Source organism: Bradyrhizobium sp. Pa8 (genome assembly GCF_052588265.1).
Map to the genome: position 1 here is coordinate 4,621,337 of NZ_CP176767.1, position 22,359 is coordinate 4,643,695.

Consider the following 22,359-nt stretch of genomic DNA (forward strand, 5'->3'; position numbering starts at 1 on the left):
CCACCCCCGTCATTGGGAGAAATCAGAACCGTACGTGCATTCCCTTTTACTAGGGGGCGCGCTGTACGGTACGGCACAGCAATTTGACCGTATCGGCCTAGCGCCGACAGCACCAGAGCAGCAAAAGCTGCCACCTATCACGTCACGGAGCACCGCACCAATGACACCCGCCAACGACAACACGCCGCGCACCCCCGCACAGCACCGCGCCATCCTGGCCCAACAGCGCGCGCAGCAAGCCAAGACAGAGGTCCGCTCTCGCAATCGAGACTGGCCGACGTTCGGCCGCCTGAAGCGCGCGGATGCATGGTCGCAAATCCAGGCCCTAGAGCGATATGCTGAAGATGAGGGCGTATCACTGTCTGAGGGAACGATGGCTGCGGCCAACGACAACGCACCTGTCGACGACACCGGCCGCACCGAAATCAGCCGCGTCGACAGCCGGCTTGGCGAGGAGGTGCCTGACGGCGACGATCTCTACGCGGCCGCTATGGCAGATGAAGAGGACCGCAGGAACGGCCGGCCAGAGAAGGCCAACAGAATCTTGTATGACAATAAAAAGCGCATTGTGGCCGTTAAGGTGCGTGGCCGATACCGCAGCTTGGTCGAAACCTTCAGCGAACCGCGCGGGCCAGCGGAGGACAAGGCCAGCGTTGCTATGGATGCCGGCTTTGGCATGCCTGACGAGCTACCGGACGTCCAGGATGAAGCGGCGCGGCGCATGGATCACATCGCCATGAAGCGCCGTCTGGGCCGGGACGCTTGCCGCATATTGGAACTGGCTCTCGGCACGCTTACCAGCGAGGAGATCGGCGAGGAGCTAGGCCTCAGCGCCAAGTCCGGCGAACGCATGGCCGTGAAGCTGGTTGACGGTGCAATCGTGAAGCTGATGGCTGAGTACGCCCGTCGCGACGCCGCGGATCGTGAGGCGGCTTGATTACGGGCGTACCCTGATGTCCCAAAGGGCAAGAGGCCGCCTCGTTTGGCGGCCTTCAGAACGCAAAGAGAGCTATGGCAATGAGCACCACAGGCACACTGCCCAGGATGATTACGGCGATCTGAAACGCGACCTCACTGCCCATGGTGGAAACACTAGCATAGGTTGAGGCAGATCTGACGTGCAGTTTGTGCCAGTAGCGAGAAAAATGGGAAATTTACGGGACTTAGGGTGAGGTGGCCTTGGCAGCCGGCAGGCTCGCAATGCGACCTGACAAAGCACTCCGGCGTGGGATTTCAACGGCAATGTCGCGTGGGAACTCCAGCACACTTCTGCAGTTCGCCGAAACGGCGAACTGAAAAATGAAAGGGCGGATCGCTTCACCGCCGATCACGCTCCCTAATTTGCCACTCATTCCGCTTTATCCCCCATGGGGCCACAATTTGTGGCCCGACGTGACGTGTAAGAAACTAGCGCCGGTTCGATCCCGGCGCACCTTTTTCCGGCCCTGAGCCGTGAAGCCGCTGGGCGGCTTTTTATTTCACCCCCTAATCGCAACATCCAAATCTGAAAGGATCAGGCCCCACGATGGCCTCACTTAATGCATGTCTGGATTCCATCCAGACCCACATTGGCTTTCCCCGATCGCGAAGCACCGGCATCGCGAGGCGTTTGCAGGAGGCGGGCATCTTGCCTTCTGGCGCGCCGGGCGTTGCGCCAGACCTCGACGAGGATGGCGTGCTTGACCTCATTGTCGCGCTGGCCGCAGATACCGAGCTGCACACGGCAGTCGCGGCGCTTCGCTCGTATCACAGTCTGACTCCCGGTGGCATCAACTTGGCAGCGGCACTGGCCTCGATTCCCAATGCACCGGTCGCCGTTGCGCTCCTAGTTGAGGATGCCCGATCTGGCGTTGCGGAGGCGCGTAAATCTCAGATCGAAGTGTCCTGCAGTGCACGCTCCGTGGCGATCCACAAGCCGAGTGGTGAGGTCAATCGCTTCATCGCGGCCGGCGCCGATCCTGCACATTGGGCGCTGCGCGGTCACCATAAGTCAACCGCACTGAATGCTGCCGCGGTTGCGGACGTTTTGGACGAAGTTTTTGGAAAGGTTAGTTAAGTGGCAACCAAGAAAAACGCTGACGAATTCCGCGTGTTGAGCCTCGCTGAGGCCGACCCTGCCTATGCGGCACTATTGCAACGGCAGAGTGAATTGAGCGCCCTGCTGTCTAAGCTGAGAAGCGAACGCTCTGATCTCGATAAAAAGATCGAGGAACAGCCGAAGTCAGCCTATTCAGCCGGCGTGTCGCGCCTCTTAGGCGATGATGAAGGAGCCGCACCGCAACTTAGAAAGCGCCGCTCCGAAGTTCTCGGCGAAATCACCGATGTCGAGACGGCACTGGTCGTGATCAAAAAGCGGCTCGATGAGGCCCGCAATGGTGCAAGCAAGTTAGTTTGTGACAATGCGCGACCCGAATACGCCCGCCGTCTCGGCGCCCTGTGCAGGTTGCTGGCTGAGGTGGAAGTCGCCCGTCAGTCGCACGATGAATTGCTTGACGATCTGGAGCGCGAGGACGTGAACCCGGGCTACTTGCGTATTGTGCGCCCGTTCTTTCTTGGCGATAGGCGCGATGGGAAGATCAGCTATTTTGTGAAGGAAGCGCGGGAGGCTGGTCACAATGTCTAAGGGATCCGAACGCACCTCCGACGTCGCGGACCGGAAGCCAGTCCGCCGCAGCGTCAAATTGCCTGGCGAAAGCCGGCACTCCGAAAGCACGGACTCACCCGCCGTGATTGCCCGCAAGCTCATGCAGGCCAAGCGCGAGAAGCGACTGAGGGCGGCGCAGCGTGACCGATAAGATCTCTGGTTGGGCGATCTCGTGGAACAAGCCGGCCATCATCGCCGGTTTGTTTGAGGAACGCTTCGCGCCGGCCTCATTCGACAGGCACCTCGCGCAAAATCCGGACGTCGCCGCGCTGTGGGCTCACGACTCCTCTAGGCCGCTCGGGCGTGTCAGCAATGGCACCTTGAAATTGCGGTCGACCAACGCCGGCCTTTATTATGAACTGCAGCCGAATCCCGATGCGCCGCTCGGGCAAGAGGCGTTGGCCACTGTGGGCAACGGCACGGTCAATGAGGTGAGCGTATCTTTCACCCCGGTGGTCGAGCAGTGGGACGACTCTGGCGACATTCCGAAGCGGCTGATTACCGAGGCCAAACTGTTTGAGATTTCTTTGGTCCTGTGGGGAGCCTACGGCAAGGACACTTCAGCTCAGATCAGTCGGGCAGTGGGCAACAACACAGCAGCCCGCCGTCGCATTGAGGCGAAGATGCTGGCCCGCAGAATACCGTTGGTATGATGAGCACCATGAAATTCGGAACCCTACAGCGCATTGTCGCTGACGATGGTCTTGGCCGGCTATGGCTTGTCGATGCCCATGGCGTCGCGCACGCGATAACTCGCAAGTTGTTGCGCGAGGCAGGCGTCGTGCACCCATCGGCCGGCGATGCGTTCGAATTCATCGCGAGTGACGGCGAGGCCTTGCAGCTACGGAAGGTAGCCGCGTGATTCCGGTTGAGAACTACGCGGCGGAATTCGCGGTGCGCGACGAGCGTGGCAAGCGAACGTGGCGAGCGTGCGAAGTGGTTGGCGTTCGGGGCGAGCCTTTTACTATGCAGTTCGTTATCGTGGTGCGGGGCCCGGTGGAATATGTCGACGTCGTTGATGAGGTTCGTCGGCGACCGCCATCGACTGAGCCGATTGGCTAGGCCCACCCCCGGGGGGGGTGTCCGCGATCTCTCCCACCGCCGCCACTAGCTACCGGCGGCCCAGTCGCGCATTAAATCCCGCAAGTTTTCAAAATGTAGCATCTGCTGCGACCGCGAACCTGTTGAGGTCGCGCTGGAGTTGAGGGCGGAATTGATGAAGAGAAGCGGAGACCATCTATGAAAATCAATCTCGGGGCGCTTCCGTCCGAACTCACTGAACCACCGCCCGATGCACGCGGCTGGATCGCATTCCAACCTTCGACCGGCAAGGTCTGGCGGCGGGTTGATGGCGTTTGGCTCCGGATCACGGAATCTCAGGAAATCCAATCTGTCGGATGTGGCTAATAAGGCGACTTCGCGAAACAACCTTGGTGCGGCCGGTGCGGTAAAGAAACAAGTATTCACATCGTCCGACACATACACGCCATCTGCAAATTTGCTTTATGCGACCATCGAGGTCGTCGGCGGTGGTGGTGGCGGCGGCGCTGTCAATGGCACCACGGGCCAACTCTATCAAGGCGGTGGCGGCGCTTCCGGCGGGTATTCACGCACAATCGCGTCTTCGGCGACAATCGGGGCATCCCAGACAGTAACTATCGGTGCGGCTGGTAGCGGAGGATCGGCCGGCGCAAACAACGGTTCGGCCGGCGGTGACACCAGCGTGGGTACACTGTGCATCGCGAAGGGCGGTGGCGGTGGCAAGTACGGAAGCAGCGCGCAGATTGGGGCCGGTGGAGCGCCGGGTGTTGCCGGGACTGGCGACATAGCAGCAACCGGCATGGCGGGTGGGTCGGGCCTCTACAATTCAGTCAATGCCACTATCGCGTTTGCGAGTGGGAACGGCGGAAGCTCGATTTTTGGTGGTGGCGCTCAAGGTATCGGAGGACCCGGCGGCGTTGCCGGAATCAATGCGAGCAACTACGGCGGCGGTGGATCCGGTGCGTCGAGCAACGGGTCGGGCACCCTGACCGCCGCTGGCGGAAACGGGTCTGCGGGGTTCGTCATCGTCACGGAATTCTGTTCGAGCTAGGCGAAAACTCTACGCGTGGCCGTCTGCGGCCGCGCGCCGCGACAGGCCTTTCTTTTGGCGAAATTCGGGCACTAGTTATCTGACGGTACGCGAATGGGTGCTTGACGAGCGCTAACGTTTGGTCGGCACGCGGTGTCAACGGAACCAGACACCGCGTGCCTATGAAGCTCGTGCCAGTGCGCGGACAGCCCACACGCAGAAACGGACCGCCTCTATTCACGAGCAACAGTGTGTCGAGTATGCCGCGTCGGTCTGACTAGAAGCTGACGACTCCAGTGGAGGGGCGAGATTTGTCAATCCGCGCAGGCGCGGCCGGAGAGGGTGAGCCGGTCAGCGATTGGACGGTGAGCGGTGAGGCGGGCGGAAGCGGTGGAGGTGAGAATACGGGCGGTCTTAATTTGAGTGTGCCCGTATTGGCTATGACAGCATGGCTACCTATGTTATTGTTCATGAATCGGAGACGAAAAATGCGCGAAAACACGGGTGGCCGCTGGAGTGTAAGGCCGGCCTCAGGCTCGGCCCAGAGCAAGACCGTGACGATTGTATCGAATACGAAGGCGGGTGGCCGCATCGGATCGACGACAATCCAGAGCGCAGACGCGGGGCGCTTTAGAACCGCCAAGAGTCTGGCGGCATCGGTCTTGACCAAAAAGGGCAAGTAAGGGTCCCACGTTTTGGGGAATTACAATCCGATATTCGAGAAGATGTTTTCTCGGGTGAAGGAAAGCGGTGATCTTATCACCGCCTATATCGCTTACGGTATTTACAAGGAACGTAAGCGCGAGTTCCTCATCGAGAGAAAGTCGACAACGGGCGCCGCCGTTCCGCAATCAGACATCGATGTTTTCCAGTCCACATGGAATGACGGGCAGATAGATCTCGCGTGGGACAAAGCAGATCAGATGCTCGCCACGTTCGCAGTCTCCTATGCCGACGAAGAGAAAAAAGAGGCTGTAAGGGCCGCGTTAAAAGACGCCGTGCGCGGGAAATTTTGGAAAGATGTCACCGTAAATGCTGTTGCCAATCTGTTTTTCGCAGTCGGCACGGTAGCCCTTTATCTGTTGCTTAAGTTTATGGGCTTTGACCTAGTTGAAAAGCTCGCGAAGCTGTCGTCCATGCTACATTAGCCGTGACGAGCAATTGTCAGGCTAGCTGCTCAGTTCGCTTCACCATAACTAACGCCCCCGCCTCGGCGGTCTTGGAGCTGGCTTTGCGGGCTTGCCATCGGCGTGAGCGAGAACCGCGCCGGCAAGCCGCCTCTCATCCCGCGTTGCTTTTGGATCGCGCAACTTCTTCCCAGCCAGCTTCTCAATTTCCGGCGAGTGATCTCGCGGACCTTTAATGTTTGCCATATCTGCCTCCCTTGATCTGTCACAACTATAGGGCGGATGAGCCGAGCTTGGCAACCTTCCCGAAACTGGACTTTAGATCGACCGGCTGCGCGGTCGCCGACCGTATTTCAGCAAAATCTAGGCATCCGGGGCGTCAGTTTGGCGCCCCTTTCCGTTGTTTTGGGGGCCGGGTGACAAATCCTAAACGAATCCTATATAATCTGATGGGATTTATGGCCGGCAGGGGGGCCGTTGCCCAGAGGGAAACGCAAATGTCGATCGCTTCGTCCTCCGCAGCGCGACACATCTGCGCGCGTGGAAATTGGGGCGTCACGAACCTCGCCCTACAGAAAATCCTTTATATGGCTCAGATGGTGCATCTCGGACGCACCGGACAACGCTTGGTCGCTGCCGAATTCCAGGCATGGGACTATGGCCCCGTCGAGCCCCAACTCTACCGGCAAGTCCGAAATTTCGGAAGCAAACCAATTCAGGACGTCTTTTTCTGGGCCCCGCCCATTGGTGGGATGCAGGAGGCGGCTACCTTGGATGAGGCGTGCAACTTCCTTATTCAAAAATCGCCCGGTGAATTGGTTGCTATGACGCATTGGCAGAATGGAGCTTGGGCTCGTCACTATGTCCCTGGATCAAGAGGCATCCCAATCCCCGACGCTGACATCATTGCCGAGTACCGCGCGCGAGTCGGAAGCGCATGATTTCTCTGTAATCGTTAGGCAGTCTCCGTCTCATCCGAACATGGTTGAGACGAGTGCTGCAGCGTTAGAGGCTGCTCTGCAAAGGGAATCTGACGAGCGCCGCGAAGAGAGGTTTTATTGGATATGCGGGTGCGTCACCCTCATAGATCTAGCTACGTTTCCTCACATTGGCTTCGTTGGCGTGATCTGCGTCTTCCTAATCGAGATATTGGTACTGGGCGCCTTGGCCAGAAAATATGCAGACGAGCGCATTGCAATCGCAATCGACAAGATCATTGCTTCTATATGCGATAAGTTTGGGTGGAAATGATCCGTGCAAAGCACGTGAACTTATGTCGGGTCGGCTCTCGTATCTCCGACTGGCGCCGAGTCACGTCCGCGCTGTTTTTTACCTGATTGTCACCGGGTAACGGGCTAGCGTCGGTGCGTGCGCTACGTCGAGCCGTCAACTTTATGGCGTGGCGCCCTTGTCCAGCGCGTCGTCCAGCGCGTCCGCTAGCATCCTCAGAAACGGTTGATGCCATTCATCCGACAGCAACCAAGCCGGTAGGCTGGCGACGTAGCGGCTCAGCGCGATGACGCCCGCAAGCGTTGTGGGTTTGGATTGGAGGAGCACGTCTCTGTACTGGTCGAGAGCCAACAACCGCTCCTCGCTGATTGCCTCGGCGGCGTCAAATTCGCCCCCTTCGACTAGTTTCGCGGACATGGATGCCGCGGCATCGTATTGCGCGGAAAGCCCGCGGTAATGCTCAATCACCTCAAAGATCGAATCTAATTCAGTCGCCATGGCGCATTTGCACCAGGCCACATGAGATCGACACCTGCCGGGGTTGGTAGGTGCAATGGAGACCATTCGTCGATACATCTTGAGGGGCATGCCCGTAGACTCGCACTCCGCGCGGCATGTGCCTGGCAGTGCGGGCGCGACAGGGACAGCGTCGGTCTGCATTCCCGACGCCGAGTCGTGCTCGCGCTGCTTGCGGTGTGCGGGTTAGTCATAAAAGGCACCGGGTGCGCTCGCGATAGCTGACGAAAGGCTGGCAGGCCGTCTTGCTTCAATCGCGACCGACGGGCTGCCAGGACTCCAAGTCAGTCCCCAGTCGCGTCCCAGAATGAGGTGCCCCAGCCCGGGCAGCATGCCGGGGTGACACGTTGGGCTGCCGTGAGCCAGAAGTCGAGCCACGACTCGATCATTATGACCGTGAAAATGTAGAGCAGCATCACGCACCGCTCAAAATCGCAGCGCGTTGAAAATCTGCCCCATGCTCCGTGCAGCCGCGGTAGGATCCTGGTTCGCGCTTTGAGGTGCAGTCCAAGCACACGCGAGAAAACGGCAGTTGCCAATCGCGCATAAGAAAATCTCACGTCCTGAAAAAGAACTAAGTTACTATCGCAACCAAGGGCTGTCCACCAGAAAGAAAGCAGCTTCGCTCTCCGTAATTGTCCGGTGGTTAGCTAAAGTGAGAGAGGTATGTCGCTAAGATTGAGTGGGACGGTGCGGATGTCGTTGCATAACGATTCCCTGTCGATTTAGACAGGTGCGCCCTGGTTCGATATGAGCGCATGATCGCCGCGGTGGAGGGCACTCCTATGCGACGTTACTATTTCCCGATCATTCACAACGGAGAGATGCAGGTGGACGAGATGGGAGAACTGTTTGGCTCTGCTGAACTAGCGATCCAATACGGCGCCCGTGTCGCTCGGGACATCGTCAGCGATCCCGACTACGATCACGCTAGCGGCACCGTCGTAATCGTGGTTGACGCCTCCGGTGCAGCGATCGCGCGGCACAGGGTTGATAGCGTTGGCGCGGCAGAGCACTGATCTGCCGCGCGCGTTGTTGCTGCGGTGAAGGATGCTAAGGCGAGGAGGGGAGGCGGTGCAATCCCGTGCGCATTTTTACCCAGTCCAGAGCGCGGATGCAACCGCGCGCGGCGGACGCGAGACTGACTGTAGCGGTCAAGCGGATGGCTCGTTCTCGTTCAGCACATCCACAAAACGCGCGTGTAGTGTTATCTCGTGCTTTGATCCGTCAAGCAGAACACGAACGCGGTAGCGTGTTCCGCCAGATCCGAGAACAACGCCATGTCGGCCGGCCATTTTGGGACCCGCCGCTGCGTTCACGATGATCCGTTGCCCCTTCACCATCTCGTTTTTGACGAGTGTGAGGTCCAGTGGGTTCGGCAGGCTGCGTCTGTTTGGCGGAGGCATGGTGGAAACTTAGCGCCGCCGGACGCAATTCAAGGCGTCTCCTCGTCGTACCAGGTGGTTTGCGATCAGTAGCCCGACAGCCAAGACGGCGAGGGCGACAGTAACAATCTCGCGGATCATTTGGACCTCGAAACGTTCATTTACCTCGCAAGACCATCAAATCGTCAAGCCATGTTGGCTGAGCTGCTGTCAGTCGCGGTGTCACGGACACTCAGCGAGCAATAGAAGATTGTTTGGATGAATGTCGTCCGCCGCCGTCTTGATGTACTTTTGCCCATCGTGCGTGGCCACGATCAAGCCAACCACGATTCCGTCCTCTTCAATATAGAACTCCCATTCGCCACTTTCGATGTCTTTGATTGTTTGACTGACAGATTGCCTCCATCGACTTCCGTTTGGATATACACCTCCGACACTTTCAATCCTCTCGTGGGGATTCATCTTGTCGGTCTTATTGATGCAATGAATGCGTGCGAGTTTGGCCACGTGGGTCTCTCCTTCGTCTGCAAGGCTAAGTGACCAGCTTAGACTCCGGCCGTGGAATAGGCGGCCGCCAATCCTGGTAGGTGCGCGGGAGGACTTTTCGCTGGTACAGCTTCGAGGGCACGCCCCATGGACTGCCATCCGCACGGGCCGTGCTGGTCAGCCTTGCCATTCACGGTGGCCAGGCCGTCCATCAAAGTTAGCGGCGTGTGGTAGGGACAGCGCTATGGTCCAACGCTAGCGCCGAGTCATCGCCGCAAACTTCACTGGCAGCGCGGACGTGGCAGGGACAGCGTCGGCTTTTCGCATGTTTCCCGGCGCCGAGTCGCGCCCGCGCTGCTTCCGTCGCCCCAGTCGCGAGCCCAATCACGGCTGAAGGAGGGAAGGCGATGTCTCCACTGCAAGCAGTCACCCGTTGGCTGGATTCACAAGATTTGGACATGCAGCTTGAGATCGCGGGCTTCGCGACATTCTTAACGTTTGAGCATGATGGCATGCTCGCTTTTGGCACGTCGGAGCAACTCGAATCTCTTCATCGTTGGTTGAACGAGTTGGACTTGGCTGCATGCATCGCCGCAGACCGAGCTTTGTCTTTTCGGGTTTACTTCGATTGCTTTGTCGCGGAAAGAATGACGGACGTCGGATGGAGGCGAACCGAAGAGCTGGTGCGCAAAAGACTGAAAGAGGCCAAGCGCGACGGGAAGTTAGTGGCTGCGCGAAAGGCGCAAAGGATGCTAGAGCTTCTGCCCGCTCGAAAGGAGAGTTGGAGGAGGGTCGTGACGTCCTGGAATAAATTGGCTGCGACTCACCTAACGAACGAGGCCATCACAAGTTGGAGCGCCGCTATGCCGAGGGCGACTCACGAACCATTTTTGATCGAAGCGACCAGCGAAGAGAAGTGAGGCCGAGCCGCCAAAGCGCCACCATAGGGCGAGCCAATCGCGGAGGGCAACTAGCTTTTCGGCACCTAGCCCCAAACCTGCTTTAGCTCCTTCTGCGCCTCGGCTCGGCGTTCATCCAGGTAGTCTGCGAGATCCTGAAGGTGGATTCCTTTGGCACATTTCAGGCTCTCCTCCATGCGCACCATCGGAATTTTCAAATCGCCTTCGTTCACCTTGCGAATGAACTTTCCCGGATCAAGGTGGCTAAAATAGTCGCGGCAGACGTCCTCCACGGGGATCACCGCCTTGCCGCTGTATTGCGCCATCAGAAGGAAGGCCGTGTTGAGAGTGGTGTGGTCCTTCGACATCGCGCGCCTCCGAGGTGAGGGGGCATGCTCGGCCGCCGACCGTCAGAGCGCAAGACGCGCGGAATCGTTGTTAACAGAAGCAGAGTCTGCAGTGCCGGTCGGTCCAAACAGTGATTAGACGAGCTTGCCCCGCATGCCGACAGCATCAGGTCAGAGTCTTGCGGCTTTGATCACTCACTTGGCCTTTCCTCGCAGCCCTAACTCCACTAGCCGGCGGATGGCTTCCGGTCGGCCGGGCAGGTCGGCCTGCTTGCGGCGCCAGTCGTCTATGGCCTTGGCTATCTCCGGCTGGATGCGGATACCCACCAGTTCACCAGTAGCCGGCGCTCTCTTTTTTGGTGTTTTCATGTTAACATGACTTGCGTTGCTCATGTAGCCATGTTATCACGAAATCAGGCCGGCGCAAGGTTGCAGCCCTGCGAACCGGCCCTAACCCTAACGCGAGGTTACCGCGCTCATGGCTACCGTCCACATTACCACAAAGCAGACCGAAACCGCCCGCGAACTCAAAGACGCGCTGCTCGAACAGATCGTCACCGTCCGCCACGCCGCCCGGGCCGTGGCCGATTATGCGAAGGCCGATTGTGGGTATACCCCGTCCAGCATGGAGTGGCTGACCTCAAACCTTTCGAAAGACGCACATCGGCTGCACGATATCTGGAGAGATTGGTTCGTGGCCGATCGCCGGGCGCGCGGGATTCCGGAACCCATGCTTCCGGCCGGTGAGCAGTTGGACGCTGCGGAGTAGCGCCAGCTGAGCCCGGACACGCAGCCCGCCCCATCGCTGGGGCGGGCTTCTTCTTGCTCTTTTTTCCGACTAGCGTTAACGCTGCCGCCAGTGGTGCGTTGGGGGAATACGGTGAGCGAGGCTCGCGAGTTTATCGACTTCTGGACCGAGAACAGCATCCACGCCGTCGAGCAGTATCGGACTCCCGGCGCGTCGCAGGATGTGGCGGAACTCAGCCGACGTCTTGTCGAGGCCGCTGGGGAGCGGGGCATCTCGGAGTCAGACTTGCGGGCTGAGATCGGCGAAATCTCCGAATACATCAGGGACCGGCTCAGGGCGGCGAACGACGCTGAGCGCGAGCGGCGGAGTTTGGCCTAGGTGTCATAGCTGCGAGTCGAGGCCCACCAAAACATTGCCGAGTTCCAGCCAGGGCCATCCTTCTGAACCTAATTCAAAGCACCGGGGCAACCGGTATCATGCCGATTGGGGCGCGTAAGCGCGCGATTAGTCCCGGCACAGTCATCAAGGGCCGTTGCCATATTTGCCGTTCATCGCATCGGCCGCCTCCGTCGCAAATTGGGCGGGCCTTCTGTCGCGCACCGTAGTTGTGCGGACTCCCATTTTCGGAACGCTGTGTTCTATTGGATGAACACTTGAACGAGATTTGAGCACCAAAGATATTGGACTAGAGGAAGCCGCAGTGCGGTCCAGCCTCACTGCGGCTTTTTCATTGGTCGGGGCGGCCTTTCCCGTCAGCGCCGTCACTTCCCATTCATGGCGTCGGCGATCTTGCCAGCGATGAGATCCGCAGCCCGCTTAGCGGGGTTGACCGCAATGTGTGCGTAACGTTGCGTGGTGCTTGCCTGCGTGTGGCCCAACAGGCGGCCGATGATAGGCAGGCCGAGATCCGAGCCAGCGCCGACGCTGGCGAAGCTGTGGCGTAGGTCGTGGATTCTCACATCCTCGATGCTAGCGCGCTTGCGTACGGCATCCCATGGGCGCTTCAGGTCCGCGCGCGGCTTCTCGTCCTTCGTGCCCGCTGACTCGCTGGCGATCACATAGACGCCGATGCGGGGTAGGGCGTCTAGTATTGCGATGGCTGGCGCAGAGAGCACGACAGTTTTCTGGCCCGTCTTGGAGTCGGGCAGGAATAGCAGGCCGCGGCCTGCGTCGTACTCTGCCCATCGCAGATTGAGGATCTCTCGCAGCCTGCAGCCCGTGAACAGGAGCAAGCGCAACGCTGCTGCGGCATGCTGATCGATCTTCGTAAGCCTGTTCTCGGGCTTGGGCGCGTGTTTGGTCTTCTTGGTTGGATCTGGCGCCCACGGAATGCCGACCGTCTCGGCCTCTCGAACTGCATCGCCAACAAGATGCAGTTCTTGTTCGGTGAGGTAGCGCTGCCGTTGCGTTTCGACAAAGGGTGTGATGCCGGCGGCTGGATTCTCGGTACGCTTGGGGAGTATTTCCTCATCGAGGCCAAACTCATAGATTGTTCCGATCAGCGACACGACCCGATTTGCTGCGACATCGTGTCCGGCTTCTTTGATCTTGAGGTGCAGGCGGTTTACGTCCGGTCGAGTCACAGCCGTGGCTTTCTTTTTGCCTAGGGCAGGGCGGATATGATTCTTGATATAACCGGTGTTCAGGCGGATCGTGCCCGCCTTGCATTTTGGCTTCAGGTGGTCCCTGACGAAACTATCAATCAACTCGTCTACGGTTTCCGCCTTCCTCGCAGCGCCCCGCTCCGCGGCCGGGTCGGCGCCCAGCTTCACTTTGGCCAGCAGCGTTTCAGCGGCTTCCCGGGCCTTCTCGGGGGCTAGCGTGGCGGGCGTACCAATCACCATACGGCGTTTCGCAACGCGCCTGCCGCCTTCGCCAGGGCGATACTCGACCACCCATGACTGCGCGCCCGTGGGCGTGACCTTGACGCCGAAACCGGTCAGCTCCGAATCGTAAAAAATGGTTGTTTTCGTCACTGCGGGAAGGCCGGTGACCGCACGTCGGCCGAGTTTCAGTATTGGCATCGCTTTCTCCGGAATAGCCACCGAGTAGCCACCGGATCATGTATTGGGCGGAAACGACAGGAAAGCAATGGAAATGAGACGCTGAATATATTTTAGTATTATCAATAGCTTATATAACGAGCGGAGTTCGATGGTACTAAACGGAACCCGTCTGAAAACAGTCTGCTAAGTTTTGGGTACTGCAGGTCGTTGGTTCGAATCCAGCTGCCCCGACCAGTCCCGAGGTTGAAGCTCCTTCAATTCTCTCGATATTGCGCCGCGCTCGTCCCGTTCCGTTGTCGCCTACGACGGTCAGGTTGGCAGGACGATCCCCGCGAAATTGCGCCAGCTGCAACTTTTGCGTGTGTTGGCGTTCCGGCTGCGTTTCAATTTCAAAACAACAGCCAATCGACGAGGCGCCAGGCGATCCAAGCGAGGGCGCAGATCCAGCCCAGCATGGCGATCCCGGCGACGCCGAGCCCGCACAGCGCGAACAGCGAATTTTCGGTCTCCGGCGTGCCAGAGAGTTTCTCGGTCGTATCGATTTGGCTCACTGCATCCCCTTGCCTTGCGGCCTGATGTTCGTTGGTCTCTGCTCGCTCGTGAAAATTCACCGGCCGCGCTCCAGCTCACACGGTCGTGAGACGAGATGACCGTCCGTACATCGCGCGGACATGGATCGCAGCCACGCGGCTCCCCCGGACAGACGGGAAGAACCTGCAACTCATGGCGCGGTGATTGGTTGCGACCGCAGAGGCGGGAACATGACAACTAGTCGGGACGGACCTGTAACGCCCAGAGCACGTCGCACATCCGAGCCGGCGCTTTTGCGGGGGCGTGGGGTAGGCGGCCTATCGCGACCGGAAGCGCGCGCGAACCTTGCCTGAAGCCTTGACTGAAGCCTTGGCGCTTGTTCTTCACCAAACGCCACTTCTGCGCGATTTTTCAAGGCATTGCGCCGGCCGGCCCGACGCAGAATTCGCAAAATGGCTTCGAACCTTTGGCTGTCGCCATAGACATATGAGCATTGGGGATTTCAGCGCCCAATGCCTAAACGGACGCCGCCAAGCGATGATATTCCGCTTGAGCGGCGTCGCGCTATTCCGGGGATCAGTTCGTCGCGTACCAGCCGAGCGGAAACGGCACGAACGGCCAGGCCAGATGATTGTCGTTGGCCGCCTTCGGCGGTTCAGAGACGGATGTCTTGACTGTCTTGACGCGTGGCGCAGGCGGCACCGAGCGCACCGCCAAGCGCAAACGTCCACATTGCATATTCATTGTGGTGCCCCGGTCAGCAAGTCATTTGAAAAATGAAAATCAGTTCGCAATTGCCACGCGTCCAAAACGGTGCGCTCATTCTCAAATTGTGCACGCATCATAGAAAAATCGGCGCCGGCTTTCAACGGGTCTTGGCGGGTACCCACGAGGGGTAAGGTTGACCGGTTAGGTTAAGGCCGAGTGGTTGTTGCGGCCGCATTCCTGGCTGATATCAGGTCGGCAAGGCTCGCGATGGGCTGCCTGCAATCGGTGCTCACACAGGTCACAGTTCGTCGCGGCGCTCATATCCTGTGAGTTTTGCGTCATGTCTTTCGATCGCAACGTCCGAACCGTCCATCAGCAGTCGAGCTGGACCGAGATCTGGCACCTCTGGACCGTGATCGTGCCGCGCCGCTCGATCAACGGGCAGCTCGTCTACGGAAGGGTCTGGCGCCGCCACGACGGCCGCGACTGGATCTACAAGAAGTTCACCGAGTACGACAGCGAAGCGGCCTGAGCCGGCTCCGCTGCCGCAATGGAAACCCAGCGCCCCGTTCCGATTTCATCGGAACGGAAATGGCTCTAGGCGGCCTTTGCAGGCGCGGCGGCCGCAGGTTTGGGCGGCGGCGGCTTCAACGGCTTGTCCTGCTTTTTCGACCAGGAAATGTAATAGGCCACCGTCGTCATGATCGCGATGCCGGCGATGCTGACGAAGATCTGCGCGAACAGCGAGCCCGAGCTCATCGACAGCTCGAAATGGCCGACGAAGGACAGGAACACGCCGACGCAGAACACGGCGAGCGACTGCTGGCCGCAGACGATCAAGGGATCGAACACCTTCCACTCCAGGCCCGGCCATTCCTTCGGCACGAAGCGGATCACCAGGATCACGATCACGACGAAATGGAGGAAGCGGTAGGGCGCAAGGTTGGTCTTGTCGTTGGGGTTGAAGGCCGAGAACAGCCATCCCGGGAACATGCCGCCGAGGGTGGGGAAGCGGCCGGCCATGGTCATGACCAGCGCGAAGGCGAGATAGCCGAGGCAAAGCCACAGCGTGATCGGCGAATTGATCACGGCTCCCGAACGCCGGGCACCGCCCATCGCGCACCAGGCGCCGAACACGAACAGCACCTGCCAGGCATACGGGTTGAAGTACCACTGGCCGGCCGGATAGGCGGTCAGGTTCAGGCCGTAATGGCGGGCGGCGAGCCACAGCACGATGGACAGCGCCATCGTCAGGTCGGGCTTGCGCAACATGAACCACAACACCGGCGGAAACAGCCCCATCAGCACGATGTAGAGCGGCAGCACGTCGAGATTGAGCGGCTTGAAGCGCAGGAACAGGCCCTGGCGCAAGGTCTCGGTGGCGTTGTCGACGAGGCCGGCGACGTTGAACTCGTTGATCATGTCGGAGTCGCCGAAGCGCAGCGCCAGATAGCTGATCGAGGCGATGTAGATCACGAACAGGATGATGTGGGCGACGTAGAGCTGCCAGACCCGCTTGGTCAGCCTCGTGGCGCCGACGATGAAGCCGCGCTCGAGCATCATTCGCGCATAGACGAAGGAGGCGGTGTAGCCGGAGATGAAGACGAACAGGTCGGCGGCGTCGGAAAAGCCGTAGTTGCGGGTGGTGATCCAGTTCACCACGTTGTCGGGGATATGGTCGAGGAAGATCGCCCAGTTCGCGATGCCGCGAAACAGGTCGAGCCTGAGGTCACGGCCCTTTTCGGGAAGCGTGGCGTTGATGTTCAGGAAGGCCATGCGACGGAAGCTTTCGGAGGGGGCGGATACGCTGGTGTCGGCGAGACAGGGCCGCCGGGCGGGATCCCGGCGCGGAAGGCGGGTACGCAATTGTCACGGTGCAGCATAATGACTATACCCGTCGGCAAGGCATCCCGGGGGGACCGGAATCACCGATCAGTTCCCAAAAGGTGTCTCTATACTATGCCCGCGGTTTCGACCAACTGCTACCGTGACGCATCGGAATCGGACGAAAAGACGAAGAGGCCCGGACCACCCATGACCGCACGCATTTTCAAGCCCGCCAAGAACGCGATGCAATCCGGCCGGTCCAAGACCAAGGAATGGCAGCTCGACTACGAGCCGGAGCAGCCCCGTTCGGTCGAGCCGCTGATGGGATGGACCTCGTCCGGCGACATGAAGCAGCAGATCACGCTGCGCTTCCACAGCAAGGAAGAGGCGGTCGCCTATTGCGAGCGCAAGGGCATCGCCTACCAGGTGATCGAGCCGCAGGATTCGATCCGCCGCCCGGCCGCCTATGCCGACAATTTCTCGTTCCGGCGCGGCGAGCCCTGGACGCATTGAGGGGCGGCTGGCTGCTCCGACTTCATCCGACGTGATTTACTCGTCATGCCCGGGCCTTGTCCCGGGCATCCACGTCTTTGGGGCCGAGTGAAAGAGCGCAGATGGCCGCGACAAGCCCTGCCATGACGGCGGGGGGTACCCCGCCCGCAGACATGACGTCGCGTCCGATGACCCGATGCACGGATCAGCTGTCGCGCCGGGCTCCGGCCCCTTGGCAGCGATTCCGCAGCGTGCTTCGCTGACGTCATGACGGGATCATGGCGAGGTGGAGGGATGGCCGGGCGTGACCAGCTCGACGGCGTCGATCTGAAAATACTCTCCGAGCTGCAGCAGGACGGGCGGGTGCGCAACAACGAGCTGGCACTGCGGGTCGGCGTGTCCGCGCCCAATTGCCTGCGGCGGCTGAAATTGCTGTTCAGCCGCGGCGTGATCCGGGCGGTTCGCGCCGTCATCGACGAGCGGCTGCTTGGCTATGAGGTGGTGTCGTTCGTCTCGATCCAGCTCGGCAGCCAGGCCCAGCCGGTGCTGGAGGCGTTCGAGAGCTCGATCGCCGCGATTCCGCGCATCCAGCAGTGCTGGCGGATTTCGGGCGACACCGACTACCTGCTGAAATGCGTCGCGCCGAACGTCGAGAGCATGCGGCAGCAGCTGCTGCATTTCGCTGCGATGCCTGATGTGAAGAACGTTCGCAGCTTTCCGGTGCTGGGTGTCGCGAAGGACGTGCCGCTGCCGTTGCAGGAGGTCGTGGCGGCGTCGGCGGGATAGGCGATGGCCCCAGCAGGACAGCGAGCTGCGCCCCTCGCGACCCCCGACGATTCACAAAAGCCGAATCCGAAGTCGCCATGTTACATGAGTAACTCACCTAACTGTGACATGTGATTTACGAAGCCCTGCAATGCGCTGAACCGTGATTGCCGGGGTGGGGCGCTGGCCTACATGCGAGGTGTGAGCCTCAGCCTGCGTCGCAGGCTGGGGATGCTTTTGTGGGACCCTGAAGCAGGAAAAGACAACATGACCTCGACCTCGAAGACGTTCGTCGCATCCGCTGCGACGCTGTTCGCCTCTGCGTTTCTCATGATGACCGCGCCCGCCGCAAAGGCGGACGACTACTGCATCACCAACGGCGCCCAGGCTGCACACGGCTGCGGCTATCCGACGATGGAAGCCTGCCGGGCCGCTTCCGGCGGCATCGGCGGCATGTGCTCGCAGGCCGCCGGCGCGAAGACCAGCAACGATGCGCTCGCCTTCCAGCCGAAGCAGCCGCAGTCGCGTACCAAGGCTCGTCCGCGCAAGGATGCGTCCTCGAACTAAGTCACGATCGCCAATTCCGGCGTAAATGGCGCGGCCTCTGCGTTCGATCGCGGAGGCCGTGCGTGTTTGCAGGCCTCAGCGATACCGGTCGCGAAATTCGCGCGGGCTGGCGCCGGTCCAGGTGCGGAAGGCGCGCGAAAAACTCTTCTCGTTGCGGAAGCCGGCGATCTCCGCGATCCGCTTGATCGGCGTCCGGCCGCGCATCAGCTCCTGCTTGGCGAGCTCGAACTTTGCTTCTTCCTTGAGATCGCGCAGCGAGGTCGCTTCCTCGCGCAGGCGCCGATGCATGGTGCGGGTGGAGAGCGCCAGCTCGCTTGCGACATCCTCGGCGCCGAGAATGCGTCCACGTGCATTGCGCAGCACGCGGCGGACGCGCTCGACCAGGAGCCGGTCGCGTCGGTAGGGCAGCACGGTGAGCCGCAGCGCGCCCTTGAGCATACTGTCGAGATCGGCGGGGCTGCGGGTCAGCGGCAGAGAGAGATAATGCTTGTCGAATACGATGCGGGCGCCGTCCGCATCAAAGCTCAAATGCCTGCAGAAGATCGTCGGATAGACCGAGACGTGGCCCGGTTCGGAATAGGGAAACTCGGCCGCACGCAGCGCGATCGCGGAATCGACGGCCCAGCAGGAGAAGCCGAGGACATAGCGGAGCAGGGTGACCAGGCAGAATTCACGCAAGGGGCCGAGGTCGCGCTGCTCGCGAATGGAGATGGTCGCGGTCTCATCACCAAGCGAGAGCTCGAACAGCACGTCCTCGGTCAGCAGGCGATGATGCCGACACCAGCGCTTTAGCGCGACTTCGAGATTGGGGGCCGTGATCGAGGCGCGGCACAGCATGCCATAGGTTCCCCAGGGCAGTCGGCGCGAGAACCAGCCAAGCGCCTCGTCGTCGAGCTCGCGCATGGCGTGGCCGGCCAGCGCCTCGAACTGGGCCGCCGTCACCCGTCCGTCCCGGGATCGAACGAGGTCCGCGGTGACCTGCCCCTTGCCCAAGGCTTCGGCCGGATCCCGTCCGTAAAGGGCATAAGCGGCAACCACGCCGCGGACGAAGGCGGCGGGGGTCATGGCGCGGCGGGGCGTCGCGGTCGCGGCTTGAAAAGGCATGAAAAATCCTCGCCAAACTTGGCGGAAAATGCAACCTTTTCGACCGCCAGGACGCCCGGGCGGGGGTAGGTTCGGACCCGACAAGAATACGGAGGAATCGCCTTGAACATCCCGAGCATCGATTTCGATCTGGGCGAAGACATCAGCATGCTGCGCGACACGCTGCGCGCCTTCGTGGAGGCGGAGATCGCCCCGCGCGCCGCCGAAATCGAGAAGGCCAATCTGTTCCCGGCCGACCTCTGGAAGCGCTTTGGCGACCTCGGCCTGCTCGGCATGACCGCGCCGGAGCAATATGGCGGCTCCAGCATGGGCTATCTCGCCCATATCGTCGCCATGGAGGAGATTTCGCGGGGCTCGGCTGCCGTGGGGCTATCCTACGGCGCCCATTCCAACCTCTGCGTCAACCAGATCCGCCGCAACGGCAACGACGCGCAGCGCGCGCGCTATCTGCCAAAACTGATCTCCGGCGAATATGTCGGCGCGCTCGCGATGTCCGAGCCCGGCGCGGGCTCCGACGTCGTCTCGATGAAGCTGCGCGCCGACAAGCGCGGCGACCGCTACGTCCTCAACGGCTCCAAGATGTGGATCACCAATGGCGGCGACGCCGACGTGCTGGTCGTCTATGCCAAGACCGATCCGGAGGCGGGCCCGCGCGGCATGACCGCGTTCCTGGTCGAGAAGGGTTTCAAGGGGTTCACCCACGGCCAGCATCTCGACAAGCTCGGCATGCGCGGCTCCAACACCTATCCCCTGTTCTTCGACGAGTGCGAGGTGCCGGAAGAGAACGTGCTCGGCAAGGTGGGCGAGGGCGTCAAGGTGCTGATGTCCGGCCTCGACTACGAGCGCACGGTGCTGTCGGGCGGCCCGCTCGGGATCATGGCGGCCTGCATGGACGCCGTGGTGCCCTACATGCACGAACGAAAACAGTTCGGCCAGCCGATCGGCGACTTCCAGCTGATGCAGGGCAAGCTCGCCGACATGTATGCGACCTGGCAGTCGGCGCGCGCCTATGTCTATGCGGTCGGGCGCGCCTGCGACCGGGCCGACCACGCCCGCACGCTGCGCAAGGATGCGGCCGCCGCGATCCTCTATTCCGCGGAGAAGGCGACGTGGATGGCCGGCGAGGCGATCCAGGCGCTGGGCGGCGTCGGCTATACCTCCGAATTCCCGGTCGGACGTCTCTGGCGCGACGCAAAACTCTACGAGATCGGCGCCGGCACCTCGGAGGTGCGTCGCATGCTGATCGGCCGCGAGCTGATGTCCGAGACGGCCTGAAACCTTCACCTCATTGGAATCAACATGCCGCTCCATTCCAGCATCGATACGTCTTCATCCGACTTTGCGCGCAATTCCGAGGCCATGCGCGGGCTTGTCGCTGACTTGCGTGAAAAACTGAGCCAGGTCGCCGGCGGCGGCGGCGAGGTCTCGCGCAACCGCCACACCTCGCGCGGCAAGATGCTGGCGCGCGAGCGCGTCGACCTGCTGGTCGATCCCGGCACCTCGTTCATGGAGCTGTCGCCGCTGGCGGCGTACGGCCTCTATGGCGGTGACGTGCATTCGGCGAGCGTCATCACCGGCGTCGGGCGCATCGCGGGCCGCGAATGCGTGATCGTCGCCAACGACGCCACCATCAAGGGCGGTACCTATTATCCGATGACGGTGAAGAAACATCTACGCGCGCAGGACGTGGCGCGGCAGAACAATCTTCCCTGCGTCTACATGGTCGATTCCGGCGGCGCCTTCCTGCCGCTCCAGGACGAGATCTTTCCGGACGAGCGCCATTTCGGCCGCATCTTCTACAACCAGGCCCAGATGTCGTCGCAGGGCATCCCGCAGATCGCGATCGTGATGGGATCCTGCACCGCCGGCGGCGCCTATGTTCCCGCGATGTCGGACGAAAGCATCATCGTGCGCAACCAGGGCACCATCTTCCTCGGCGGCCCGCCGCTGGTGAAGGCCGCGACCGGCGAGGTGGTGAGTGCCGAGGAGCTCGGCGGCGCCGACGTGCATTCGCGGCAATCGGGCGTGACCGACCACTACGCCCAGAACGATGCCCATGCGATCGGCATCGCCCGGCGCATCGTCGGCACGCTGAAGCCATCGGTGCGGCCGAACCTCAACATGCACAAGCCGCGCGACCCGCTGTTTGCGGCGGAAGAGATCTACGGCGTGGTGCCGGTCGACGGCCGAAAGCCGTTCGACGTGCGCGATATCATCGCCCGCATCGTCGACGGCTCGGAGTTCGACGAGTTCAAAAAGCTCTACGGCACGACGCTGGTCTGCGGCTTCGCCCACGTTTGGGGCTATCCGGTCGGCATCATTGCCAACAACGGCATTCTGTTCAGCGAGAGCTCGCTGAAGGGGGCGCATTTCATCGAGCTGTGCTGCCAGCGCGGCATTCCCTTGGTGTTCCTGCAGAACATCACCGGCTTCATGGTCGGCAAGAAGTACGAAGCCGGCGGCATCGCGCGCGACGGCGCCAAGCTCGTCACGGCGGTTGCGACCGCCTCGGTGCCGAAATTTACCGTCGTGATCGGCGGCTCCTACGGCGCCGGCAATTACGGCATGTGCGGCCGCGCCTACTCGCCGCGCTTCCTGTGGATGTGGCCGAACGCGCGCATCTCGGTGATGGGCGGTGAGCAGGCCTCGATGGTGCTGAGCCAGGTCCGGCGCGACAACATCGAGGCCAAGGGCGATAGCTGGTCGAAGGAAGAGGAAGACCAGTTCCGCGAGCCCATCCGCGCGCAATATGAGAGCCAGGGGCATCCGTATTACGCGACCGCGCGCCTGTGGGACGACGGCGTGATCGACCCGGCCGACACCCGCCTCGTGCTCGGGCTTGGCCTCTCGGCGGCGGCGAATGCGCCCATCGAGCCTACGAAATTCGGCCTGTTCAGGATGTGATG

At 60.9% G+C, this 22,359-nt stretch carries 27 protein-coding genes; 18 read left to right on the plus strand and 9 right to left on the minus strand.

Going from position 1 to position 22,359, the window contains the following annotated elements; translation table 11 throughout:
• Positions 1 to 160 precede the first annotated feature (160 nt).
• From ACKWRH_RS21120 to ACKWRH_RS21155, 8 genes are all read left to right on the plus strand, one after another.
• Positions 161 to 937, plus strand: a complete 777-nt coding sequence (locus ACKWRH_RS21120) for a hypothetical protein (protein WP_445222167.1) — start codon at positions 161 to 163, stop codon at positions 935 to 937.
• 588 nt (positions 938 to 1,525) lie between these two features.
• Positions 1,526 to 2,056, plus strand: a complete 531-nt coding sequence (locus ACKWRH_RS21125; RefSeq protein WP_445222127.1) for a hypothetical protein — start codon at positions 1,526 to 1,528, stop codon at positions 2,054 to 2,056.
• Positions 2,057 to 2,623, plus strand: coding sequence for a hypothetical protein (locus tag ACKWRH_RS21130; protein ID WP_445222128.1), 567 nt, complete (start codon positions 2,057 to 2,059; stop codon positions 2,621 to 2,623).
• A 161-nt stretch (positions 2,624 to 2,784) separates the two neighbouring features.
• A complete protein-coding gene (locus ACKWRH_RS21135; protein ID WP_445222129.1) occupies positions 2,785 to 3,297 on the plus strand; it encodes an HK97 family phage prohead protease in 513 nt (170 codons plus the stop codon).
• Positions 3,294 to 3,506, plus strand: a complete 213-nt coding sequence (locus tag ACKWRH_RS21140; protein WP_445222130.1) for a hypothetical protein — start codon at positions 3,294 to 3,296, stop codon at positions 3,504 to 3,506. Before ACKWRH_RS21135 ends, ACKWRH_RS21140 begins: the two co-directional genes overlap by 4 nt.
• 486 nt (positions 3,507 to 3,992) lie before the next feature.
• Complete coding sequence (locus tag ACKWRH_RS21145; RefSeq protein ID WP_445222168.1) at positions 3,993 to 4,736, plus strand: glycine-rich domain-containing protein; 744 nt, start codon at positions 3,993 to 3,995, stop codon at positions 4,734 to 4,736.
• Between the two features lie 704 nt (positions 4,737 to 5,440).
• Positions 5,441 to 5,863, plus strand: coding sequence for a hypothetical protein (locus ACKWRH_RS21150; protein WP_445222169.1), 423 nt, complete (start codon positions 5,441 to 5,443; stop codon positions 5,861 to 5,863).
• A 476-nt stretch (positions 5,864 to 6,339) separates the two neighbouring features.
• Entirely contained in the window at positions 6,340 to 6,783 is a 444-nt protein-coding gene (locus ACKWRH_RS21155; RefSeq protein ID WP_445222170.1) for a Panacea domain-containing protein, read from the plus strand.
• A 451-nt stretch (positions 6,784 to 7,234) separates the two neighbouring features.
• Here ACKWRH_RS21155 and ACKWRH_RS21160 read toward each other — a convergent pair whose 3' ends face one another.
• Positions 7,235 to 7,570: a hypothetical protein gene (locus ACKWRH_RS21160; RefSeq protein WP_445222171.1), complete on the minus strand. Its 336-nt coding sequence runs from the start codon at positions 7,568 to 7,570 to the stop codon at positions 7,235 to 7,237.
• A 776-nt stretch (positions 7,571 to 8,346) separates the two neighbouring features.
• Between ACKWRH_RS21160 and ACKWRH_RS21165 the strand changes: the two genes are divergently transcribed.
• Positions 8,347 to 8,607, plus strand: a complete 261-nt coding sequence (locus tag ACKWRH_RS21165; RefSeq protein ID WP_445222172.1) for a DUF6894 family protein — start codon at positions 8,347 to 8,349, stop codon at positions 8,605 to 8,607.
• A gap of 588 nt (positions 8,608 to 9,195) precedes the next feature.
• Here the strand turns inward: ACKWRH_RS21165 and ACKWRH_RS21170 are convergent.
• A complete protein-coding gene (locus ACKWRH_RS21170) occupies positions 9,196 to 9,480 on the minus strand; it encodes a DUF3892 domain-containing protein (protein WP_445222173.1) in 285 nt (94 codons plus the stop codon).
• 386 nt (positions 9,481 to 9,866) lie between these two features.
• Between ACKWRH_RS21170 and ACKWRH_RS21175 the strand changes: the two genes are divergently transcribed.
• Positions 9,867 to 10,379 carry a hypothetical protein gene (locus tag ACKWRH_RS21175; RefSeq protein WP_445222174.1) on the plus strand — a complete coding sequence of 171 codons (513 nt, stop codon included), beginning with the start codon at positions 9,867 to 9,869 and terminating at the stop codon, positions 10,377 to 10,379.
• A 65-nt stretch (positions 10,380 to 10,444) separates the two neighbouring features.
• Here the strand turns inward: ACKWRH_RS21175 and ACKWRH_RS21180 are convergent, their stop codons facing one another.
• Both ACKWRH_RS21180 and ACKWRH_RS21185 read right to left on the minus strand, forming a co-directional pair.
• A complete protein-coding gene (locus ACKWRH_RS21180) occupies positions 10,445 to 10,726 on the minus strand; it encodes a pyocin activator PrtN family protein (RefSeq protein WP_445222175.1) in 282 nt (93 codons plus the stop codon).
• A gap of 174 nt (positions 10,727 to 10,900) precedes the next feature.
• On the minus strand, positions 10,901 to 11,098 hold the full coding sequence (locus tag ACKWRH_RS21185) for a hypothetical protein (protein WP_445222176.1): 198 nt from the start codon (positions 11,096 to 11,098) through the stop codon (positions 10,901 to 10,903).
• 85 nt (positions 11,099 to 11,183) lie between these two features.
• Here ACKWRH_RS21185 and ACKWRH_RS21190 point away from each other — a divergent pair, with 85 nt between their 5' ends.
• Positions 11,184 to 11,474 (plus strand): hypothetical protein, encoded by a 291-nt coding sequence (locus ACKWRH_RS21190; RefSeq protein WP_445222177.1) that lies wholly within the window; start codon positions 11,184 to 11,186, stop codon positions 11,472 to 11,474.
• Positions 11,475 to 11,585: 111 nt separating this feature from the next.
• A complete protein-coding gene (locus ACKWRH_RS21195; RefSeq protein WP_445222178.1) occupies positions 11,586 to 11,831 on the plus strand; it encodes a hypothetical protein in 246 nt (81 codons plus the stop codon).
• A gap of 383 nt (positions 11,832 to 12,214) precedes the next feature.
• Here ACKWRH_RS21195 and ACKWRH_RS21200 read toward each other — a convergent pair whose 3' ends face one another.
• The 3 genes from ACKWRH_RS21200 to ACKWRH_RS21210 all read right to left on the minus strand — a co-directional run bounded on the left by ACKWRH_RS21200 (position 12,215) and on the right by ACKWRH_RS21210 (position 14,707).
• Complete coding sequence (locus ACKWRH_RS21200) at positions 12,215 to 13,477, minus strand: tyrosine-type recombinase/integrase (protein WP_445222179.1); 1,263 nt, start codon at positions 13,475 to 13,477, stop codon at positions 12,215 to 12,217.
• Between the two features lie 371 nt (positions 13,478 to 13,848).
• Positions 13,849 to 14,010 carry an RNA-binding protein gene (locus ACKWRH_RS21205; RefSeq protein WP_259225151.1) on the minus strand — a complete coding sequence of 54 codons (162 nt, stop codon included), beginning with the start codon at positions 14,008 to 14,010 and terminating at the stop codon, positions 13,849 to 13,851.
• Positions 14,011 to 14,566: 556 nt separating this feature from the next.
• A complete protein-coding gene (locus ACKWRH_RS21210; protein ID WP_445222655.1) occupies positions 14,567 to 14,707 on the minus strand; it encodes a hypothetical protein in 141 nt (46 codons plus the stop codon).
• A gap of 331 nt (positions 14,708 to 15,038) precedes the next feature.
• Here ACKWRH_RS21210 and ACKWRH_RS21215 point away from each other — a divergent pair, with 331 nt between their 5' ends.
• Positions 15,039 to 15,230 carry a hypothetical protein gene (locus tag ACKWRH_RS21215; RefSeq protein ID WP_445222180.1) on the plus strand — a complete coding sequence of 64 codons (192 nt, stop codon included), beginning with the start codon at positions 15,039 to 15,041 and terminating at the stop codon, positions 15,228 to 15,230.
• 65 nt (positions 15,231 to 15,295) lie between these two features.
• Here ACKWRH_RS21215 and ACKWRH_RS21220 read toward each other — a convergent pair whose 3' ends face one another.
• Positions 15,296 to 16,474: an OpgC domain-containing protein gene (locus tag ACKWRH_RS21220; RefSeq protein ID WP_445222181.1), complete on the minus strand. Its 1,179-nt coding sequence runs from the start codon at positions 16,472 to 16,474 to the stop codon at positions 15,296 to 15,298.
• Positions 16,475 to 16,732: 258 nt separating this feature from the next.
• Between ACKWRH_RS21220 and ACKWRH_RS21225 the strand changes: the two genes are divergently transcribed.
• The 3 genes from ACKWRH_RS21225 (at position 16,733) to ACKWRH_RS21235 (ending at position 18,349) form a co-directional block, all read left to right on the plus strand.
• Positions 16,733 to 17,038: an ETC complex I subunit gene (locus ACKWRH_RS21225; protein WP_254119249.1), complete on the plus strand. Its 306-nt coding sequence runs from the start codon at positions 16,733 to 16,735 to the stop codon at positions 17,036 to 17,038.
• A 273-nt stretch (positions 17,039 to 17,311) separates the two neighbouring features.
• Positions 17,312 to 17,803, plus strand: a complete 492-nt coding sequence (locus tag ACKWRH_RS21230; RefSeq protein WP_445222182.1) for an Lrp/AsnC family transcriptional regulator — start codon at positions 17,312 to 17,314, stop codon at positions 17,801 to 17,803.
• A gap of 246 nt (positions 17,804 to 18,049) precedes the next feature.
• Positions 18,050 to 18,349: a DUF3551 domain-containing protein gene (locus ACKWRH_RS21235; protein ID WP_445222183.1), complete on the plus strand. Its 300-nt coding sequence runs from the start codon at positions 18,050 to 18,052 to the stop codon at positions 18,347 to 18,349.
• Between the two features lie 75 nt (positions 18,350 to 18,424).
• On the opposite strand, the gene ACKWRH_RS21240 is transcribed toward ACKWRH_RS21235, so the two are convergent.
• A complete protein-coding gene (locus ACKWRH_RS21240; RefSeq protein WP_445222184.1) occupies positions 18,425 to 19,453 on the minus strand; it encodes an AraC family transcriptional regulator in 1,029 nt (342 codons plus the stop codon).
• Positions 19,454 to 19,600: 147 nt separating this feature from the next.
• On the opposite strand from ACKWRH_RS21240, the gene ACKWRH_RS21245 reads away from it, so the two are divergent.
• Both ACKWRH_RS21245 and ACKWRH_RS21250 read left to right on the plus strand, forming a co-directional pair.
• The gene (locus ACKWRH_RS21245; RefSeq protein WP_085971460.1) at positions 19,601 to 20,728 is read left to right on the plus strand and encodes an isovaleryl-CoA dehydrogenase; all 1,128 of its coding nucleotides are present in this window, start codon (positions 19,601 to 19,603) and stop codon (positions 20,726 to 20,728) included.
• Positions 20,729 to 20,752: 24 nt separating this feature from the next.
• Positions 20,753 to 22,357, plus strand: coding sequence for a carboxyl transferase domain-containing protein (locus ACKWRH_RS21250; RefSeq protein WP_445222185.1), 1,605 nt, complete (start codon positions 20,753 to 20,755; stop codon positions 22,355 to 22,357).
• The last annotated feature ends 2 nt before the right edge of the window (positions 22,358 to 22,359 follow it).